This window comes from Pantoea sp. CTOTU49201 (genome assembly GCF_032054795.1).
GTDB lineage: Bacteria > Pseudomonadota > Gammaproteobacteria > Enterobacterales > Enterobacteriaceae > Pantoea > Pantoea symbiotica.
Window position 1 is genome coordinate 1 of record NZ_DAMBSA010000532.1, and the last position, 2,540, is coordinate 2,540.

Below are 2,540 nucleotides of genomic sequence, written 5' to 3' on the forward strand. Positions count from 1 at the left end.
TGAGGCCGCCACGCGCAATCGCTGGCCGGGATTCGCGCCCTGGGTGAAATACAGCGCCAGCTATTACGATGCGTGGATCAGCGCGCCGGAACGACTGGGATTTGAGTTGATTGATGATGCCGAAAAAGCCTGTCCAGAGGCGCTGGCGCTCAATTATCTGCAGTTGGTCAGCGCCGAGGGCGAAACCGTTATTTTGCAGGATGCGTTGAGCGGCGAGCAGTTTAGCCTGCAACCGCATGTGCTGGTGAATGCCGGTGGCGCTTGGATCGACCAGCTTAACCAACGCATCACCTCCAGCCGCGATCTGCCAAAGCTGATTGGCGGCACCAAAGGATCGCATCTGATCCTCGCTCATCCCGAATTGCTGCATATGCTGGATGGCGAAATGGTCTATTTCGAAAACCAGGAAGGCCGCGTCTGCATCATGTTCCCGTGGTTCGGCAAGGTGCTGGTGGGATCAACCGATATCCGCGTGGACGATCCCGATGCAGTAGTGTGCGAAGAGGAGGAAAAGGATTACATCCTCGAGTCACTGCGTTTCGTCTTCCCGCATATCGAGGTGGCGGATTCCGCCATCGTTTATACCTTCTGCGGCGTACGTCCGCTGCCCGCCAGCGAGGCCAAACTTAACGGCCAAATCTCACGTAATCACTCGTTAGTGGTGCTGCCAGCTGACGCCAATCGCGCCTGGAGCACGCTCTGTTTAGTCGGTGGCAAATGGACCACTTTCCGTCAGTTTGGTGAAGAAGCGGCGGATCGCGTGCTGCGTCTGCTCGGTGAAAAACGTCAGGTATCGAGCGGCGATATGCCGATTGGCGGCGGGCGAGACTTCCCCAAACCTTCAGGACAAACCGCGTGGCTGGCGCAACTGGCGCAGCGTTATGGCGTGCCGCTGCCGCGCGCGATGCAGCTCGCCAAACGTTACGGCAGCCGCGCCCTGCCGCTGCTGGCGCTGATCCAGCAGCACAGCGAGCAAATGTTGCAGCATCACGCCGCCTACAGCGATCTCGAATTGCGGTATCTGATTGAGCATGAACAGGTTTGTCAGCTGGAGGATCTGCTGGTACGCCGCACCTCGCTGGCAATTTGCGGTGAACTTAGCGCGCCGCTGGTGCAGGAGATCGCCGAGATCATGGCGGCGACACTCGGCTGGAGCGATAGCGAACGCGCACAGCAGCTGCAGCGCGGCTGCGCCAATCTGGCACGTTTGCACGGACTTACCGGCCTTCACCCCACGGTTTTTCAGGAGGAAACACGACATGTTAGTAACCAATAAAGTGCGCATGCAGCGTCTGTTTCAACACGGTAAATGCCTGGATGTCGCCATTGATCACGGTATCGCCAACGAGCCCGATTTTCTCATCGGTCTGGAGAATATTGAGGGCGTGATGGATAACCTGATCGCCGCGCAGCCGGATGCGATTCAGGTCAACTACGGACAGGCCGATCTGCTGCAGCGTGTGGCTGGACGTAAACCGGCGCTGGTGATGCGCACCGATGTGGGCAATGCCTACAACGCGGCGCGTCACCGGGAAATGTGGGCGGTGCTGCACAATCCTGATGAACCGATCCTTGCCGCGTTGCAGATGGACGCCGCTGCGGTGGTGGTGAATCTCTATCTGATCCCGGATGAACCGGGCATTTTCCGCATGTGCGTTGAAAACATTGGCCGCCTGCGTCAGGCCTGCGATCGCTACGCCATGCCGCTGATGATTGAACCCCTGGTGATGGCACCCGCTGGACAAGGCGCGGCTTACGGCTCGCTGGGCGATGTGGAGAAGATTGTGCCGCTGGTGCGGCTGGCGCGTGAATTGGGTGCCGACATCATCAAAGCCGATCCCACTGAGAACGTGGAGGATTTTCATCGCGTGGTGGAAGCGGCGCGCTGTCCTACGCTGGTGCGCGGCGGCGGCAAAGGTGAACTGGCGGGCGTGCTGACGAAAAGCGCCGCGCTGATGGCGCAAGGTGCCAGCGGCATGGTGTATGGCCGCAATGTTTATCAGCACGATAATCCGTCGCGCGTGGTGAAAGCGCTGATGGCGATTATTCATCAGGGCGCCAGCGGCCCGGACGCATTGGAAATCTATCAGCAGGGTTGAGCCTTACCTGCACCGGCGCTTTAGCGGTGCGCCGTCTTCGCCAGTTGCACGGAGTCGGATATGAAGATAGTCGGTATTGATGCCGGAAACACCATGATCAAAGCGGTGCTGTTTGATCTCAGCGGTCGCGTATTGTCGGTGGCCGAGTGCGCGGGAGAAACCCATCGTCCACAGGAAGGTTACGCCGAACGGCCGGTGGCGGATATCTGGCATGGCGTCAGCGATGCGGTGAGCCGTTGCCTGCAACAGGCGGGTACGCCAGCCAGCGATGTGATTGCGGTTGGCGCGGCCGGTCACGGCAACGGTTTGTACGCACTGGATAAGCATCAGCAGCCACTGTTTGGTATTCAGTCTATCGATCATCGAGCTTGTGACACAGTGCATGCCCTGGAAATCAGCGGCGCGGATAAGCGCATCTACCAGATTTCGCTGCAAAAACCC

Annotated in this window: 3 protein-coding genes; all 3 read left to right on the forward strand. The window is 59.1% G+C overall.

What is annotated here, in order from left to right; all coding sequences use genetic code 11:
* A partial coding sequence (locus RTY00_RS23340) for an FAD-dependent oxidoreductase (protein WP_312666550.1) occupies positions 1 to 1,276 on the forward strand: 1,276 nt, incomplete at its 5' end.
* Complete coding sequence (locus RTY00_RS23345; RefSeq protein WP_312666551.1) at positions 1,260 to 2,099, forward strand: aldolase; 840 nt, start codon at positions 1,260 to 1,262, stop codon at positions 2,097 to 2,099. The genes RTY00_RS23340 and RTY00_RS23345, both read left to right, overlap by 17 nt.
* A 60-nt stretch (positions 2,100 to 2,159) precedes the next feature.
* Positions 2,160 to 2,540: FGGY family carbohydrate kinase (locus RTY00_RS23350; protein ID WP_312666552.1), on the forward strand; the 381-nt coding region annotated here is incomplete at its 3' end.

Bases quoted from the DNA above. Each gene is read 5' to 3' on its own strand.
- RTY00_RS23345 (WP_312666551.1), top strand. From the start codon at position 1,260: ATGTTAGTAACCAATAAAGTGCGCATGCAGCGTCTGTTTCAACACGGT.